Source organism: Terriglobus sp. YAF25 (assembly GCF_052113305.1).
Lineage (GTDB): Bacteria > Acidobacteriota > Terriglobia > Terriglobales > Acidobacteriaceae > Terriglobus.
This window is the reverse complement of the sequence record NZ_JBFRCY010000404.1, coordinates 1-4187: the sequence shown is the minus strand read 5'-3', so window position 1 is coordinate 4187 and position 4187 is coordinate 1. Positions and strand designations below refer to the sequence as shown.

Genomic DNA, 4187 nt, shown 5'->3' with positions numbered 1-4187 from the left:
GGTCGATGCCCTGGGCGGCATTATGGGCGAAGTCGCTGACGCTGTCGGCATCCAGTTCCGCCTGCTGAATACCTCGCGAGGTCCCGCCGTGTGGTCGCCGCGGGCACAGTGCGACAAAGCGCTGTATCGCGTAAAGATGCGCGAAATGCTGGAAGGCCAGCCAAACCTCTTCATCAAGCAGGCTGAGGTTGTCGACGTCGTGCTGGAAGATACCGCCGACGGCGCTCGCCGCATTACCGGCATCCGGCTGCGCGACAGCCGTGTTGTGCATGCCGGCGCAGTCGTAATCACCACCGGCACCTTCCTGAACGGGCTGATCCATTGCGGCGAGGAGCGTTACACCGCCGGCCGCTCCGGCGAACCTGCCTCCGTCCTGCTGGGCGAAGCCCTGAAGCGCCTTGGCCTGCGCGAGTGCCGTCTGAAGACCGGTACGCCTCCGCGCCTGGACGGACGCACCATCGACTGGTCGCGCTTTGATGAGCAGCCCGGCGATGCGGATCCGACTCCATTCAGTTTCCGCACCAAAACCGTGCCACAACTCCGTCAGGTGAGCTGCCATATCGCCTATACCACGCCGGAAACGCTGGAGATCATCCGGCAGAACGTACACCGGTCGGCGATGTACTCCGGCCAGATCGAGGGCATTGGACCGCGCTACTGTCCCTCGATCGAAGACAAGATCGTCAAGTTCCCGGACAAGACGCAGCACCAGTTCTTCCTGGAACCCGAAGGCCTGAACACACACGAGGTCTACATCAACGGCATGAGCACCAGTCTGCCCATGGAAGTGCAGGCGGCCATGGTGCACTCCATCCCTGGACTGGAGATGGCCGAGATGCTTCGGCCGGGCTACGCCATTGAGTACGACGCCATCGATCCGACCGAGCTGGACCGCTCGTTGAAGGTGAAGTCGATCGACGGTCTGTATCTCGCCGGACAGATCAACGGGACGTCGGGATACGAGGAAGCTGCCTGCCAGGGCCTAATGGCTGGCATCAATGCCGCGCTCGGCGTGAAGGGTGAGGCCCCGTTCTGGCTCGATCGCGCCGACGGATATACCGGTATCCTGATCGACGACCTGATCTCGAAGGGCACCAATGAGCCCTACCGGATGTTCACCTCGCGGGCGGAGTTCCGTCTGCATCTGCGCATCGACAACGCCGACCGCCGGCTGACCCCTAAGGGACGCACCCTGGGTCTGATCGGCGACGAAGCGTGGGCCGATTACGAGGCTAAGCAGGCGCGCATGGTTGCCTTGGAGAAGCTGCTGGCAACCGAGCGTCTTCGTGAAGGCGAAAACAAGGGGCAGACACTCGCCCAACTTCTGAAGCGCCCTGAGGTCACCATCAATCAGCTTCTGCCTCTCTTCCGGGACAAGCTTCAGGAAGACGACCGCTTTGTGGCGATGACCGCCGGCCTACAGGGCGAGACCTTACCCTCATGGGTGCGCAACGAGCTGAAGTCGGTGGAGACCGAAATCAAGTTCTCCGGCTACCTCGACCAGCAGCGCCGCAACATCGAGAAGCTGAAGAAGGCCGAAGAGCGGTCGATCCCCGAATGGTTCGACTACACCCAGGTCAGCGGCCTCTCCCGCGAGATGAAAGAGAAGCTTGGCCGTGTACGCCCGGCGACCATCGGCCAGGCCAGCCGGATTCCGGGAGTGACCCCGGCGGCGGTGAGCCTGATCAATATTTACATCGAGATACAGGGCCGCAAGCAGGCGGTTTAGGGGTCGTGTTCTGCCCTCAGGGGCTGTAAAGCCCGCTCATAGGCTCCCGTGAATTGGGACGGCTGAAGCCGTCCCTTAAGCAAGACAAGCGCACCTGAAGGTGCGCTATGGCTACGCTGTGTTTATAAATGATCCGGAGAACGAGACGGGTCTTCCACATTTCCTCACCGCAAGAGTTTTGTGCAGAATTTCTGAACCAAAAAGGGTGCGGCGCTGCCGGGAGAATCGGCCTACTCTTTAAAGAAGCAATGGCCTCTTATCTTCAGATTCTTGAGCAGCAAGGCGCACCGGCAGCGCTGCATGCCGAAAATACGATCCTTGGCGCCATGCTCACGGACTCGCTGGCGATTACCGATGCCACCGCGCGGCTGAAGATCGACGACTTCTCGCTGGACTCGCATCGCCGCATCTATGGCGCAATGCTGGAGATGATCGAGGCCGGTCACGCCATCGACATCGTGACGGTCTCCGACAATCTGGCCCGCAAGAAGGAGCTGGAGGGGATCGGCGGCATTCCGTATCTCTCGTTCCTGACCGAGGGCATTCCGCGGAATCCGAATATTGAAGACTACGTTCGGATCGTCAAGGACAAGAGTCTGCTGCGCCAGTTGATGAGCGTGTGCAACGACGGTCTGCTGGCGTCGGCCGACCAGTCCGAGCTCGCCATCGATGTGCTTTCGCGCGTGGAAGGCCGCATTCTGGAGATCGCCGAAGGCGCCATCCAGAAGAGCTTCTCTTCGATTGGTGAGATCGTCGCCGAAAGCTTTGGCACCATTGACGCCCTGTACGAACAGGGCCGCGAGATCACCGGCCTGCGTACCCACTATGGCGAGTTCGACCGTATGACCAGCGGCCTGCAGCACTCGGAGCTTACGATCATCGCCGCCCGTCCCTCGATGGGTAAGACAGCGTGGGCCATCAACATCGCCCAGAACTCGGCGGTGCGCGATGGTAAGGTAGTCGCGGTCTTCTCGCTCGAAATGAGCAAGGAATCACTGCTTCGCCGTATGTTGGCCAGCGAAGCACTGGTCAACTCGAAGAAGATTCAGACCGGCTTCCTTCCGCGTGAAGACAAGCAGAAGCTGGTCAACGCATTGGACCGGCTGATGTCGTCGAAGCTCTATGTGGATGACACCCCCGGCATCACGCTCGCCGAGATGCGCGCGAAGGCCCGCAGGTTGAAGCAGCAGGAAGGGGCCCTGGATCTGATTGTGATCGATTACCTGCAGCTTATGACGGGCTCCACCGGACCGGGTAAGAAGGGCTTCGAGAGCCGTACGCAGGAGGTCTCTTCGATCTCGCGTGGCCTCAAAGCCCTCGCAAAAGAGATGAAGGTTCCCGTGATCGCGCTTTCGCAGCTCTCGCGTGCCAGCGAGCAGCGTGGCGGCGAGAAGAAGCCGATGCTGAGCGATCTGCGCGAGTCGGGATCGATCGAGCAGGACGCCGACGTCGTCTGCTTCATCCACCGCGAAGAGTACTACGATCGCGAGAACGAAGATCTGAAGGGCAAGGCCGAGATCATCATCGCCAAACAGCGTAACGGCCCGACCGGCAGTGTGCACATGGCGTACTTGAGCGATTACACACGCTTCGAGAATCTGGAATCAGCTCACTCCGGAGCTGAATACTAACCCCTCAAATGTGAGTCTCTGGCAAGATGAGGAGCACTCCCTTCGTTGCCCCATTCTTCGTTGAAAACGAAGGGTGGGGTATCGAGCGAAGCGAGACCGCTTTTCATCATATTGACCGGAATACATCCGTAGAGAAGCAGATTTCTCCGCTCCCGTTGGTCGCTACGAAATGACAGACAAAAAGCGGTTCGCGCGGAGCGCGAATGCCCAACTCCCCGAGGGACCTGGAGCACCCCCGCTCTACCGCCTTGCTTTGGCCACGTACACGAAGAAGGCCTGTTCCTATCTGCAAAGGTCTTGAAGCCGTGAGCGTGCATCGCATAACGCCCACGGGTCCCAAAGCTGCCAATCTGGTGAGCTCTCTGCAGTAGAGCTCGCTATTACTGACGAGGCTTGCGGGCAGGTGATTACACGGCGGTAGATTCCATCTCTTTTGCGAGTACGGCAAGAGCCGGAGCCATGAGAGGCTCAAAGCCGCTATCGATAGGGACGTCTTTCCCTTCCTGAATCCAATTCCAGACTTGAGGTTGCAGGAGCCACCGCCTTAGCTCCAACGCCTGGTCAGGCGCAGATTCCCAGAAGGCCGCGGTGAGTGTGCCTCCATTGGCAAACTCCTCTCCATGCAACGTAACGAAATACAGAAGATGCTTCGTCGCTGCGACCGTATTTATCTCACTCCAAAGATCCAGATATGGGGAAAGAGCGACGCCCGTTTGTGCAATAGAAGAGAGCAGCGTCTCGATCTCAAAGAACGCGGGAAGAACGGGATTGACCGGATAACTTTGGATAGCAAGTTTCCAGATCTGCTCCATGAAGCCGCTCACAGC

Annotated in this window: 3 protein-coding genes; 2 read left to right on the top strand and 1 reads right to left on the bottom strand. The window is 59.3% G+C overall.

Features of this window, described 5'->3' with window-relative positions:
* Both mnmG and dnaB read left to right on the top strand, forming a co-directional pair.
* On the top strand, positions 1-1729 hold a 1729-nt coding region (mnmG, locus tag AB4043_RS16650; protein WP_442307559.1), incomplete at its 5' end, for a tRNA uridine-5-carboxymethylaminomethyl(34) synthesis enzyme MnmG.
* 248 nt (positions 1730-1977) lie between these two features.
* On the top strand, positions 1978-3360 hold the full coding sequence (gene dnaB / locus AB4043_RS16645) for a replicative DNA helicase (protein WP_442303472.1): 1383 nt from the start codon (positions 1978-1980) through the stop codon (positions 3358-3360).
* Between the two features lie 407 nt (positions 3361-3767).
* Here dnaB and AB4043_RS16640 read toward each other — a convergent pair.
* Positions 3768-4187 (bottom strand): hypothetical protein (locus AB4043_RS16640; RefSeq protein WP_442307558.1); only part of this gene is annotated, 420 nt, incomplete at its 5' end.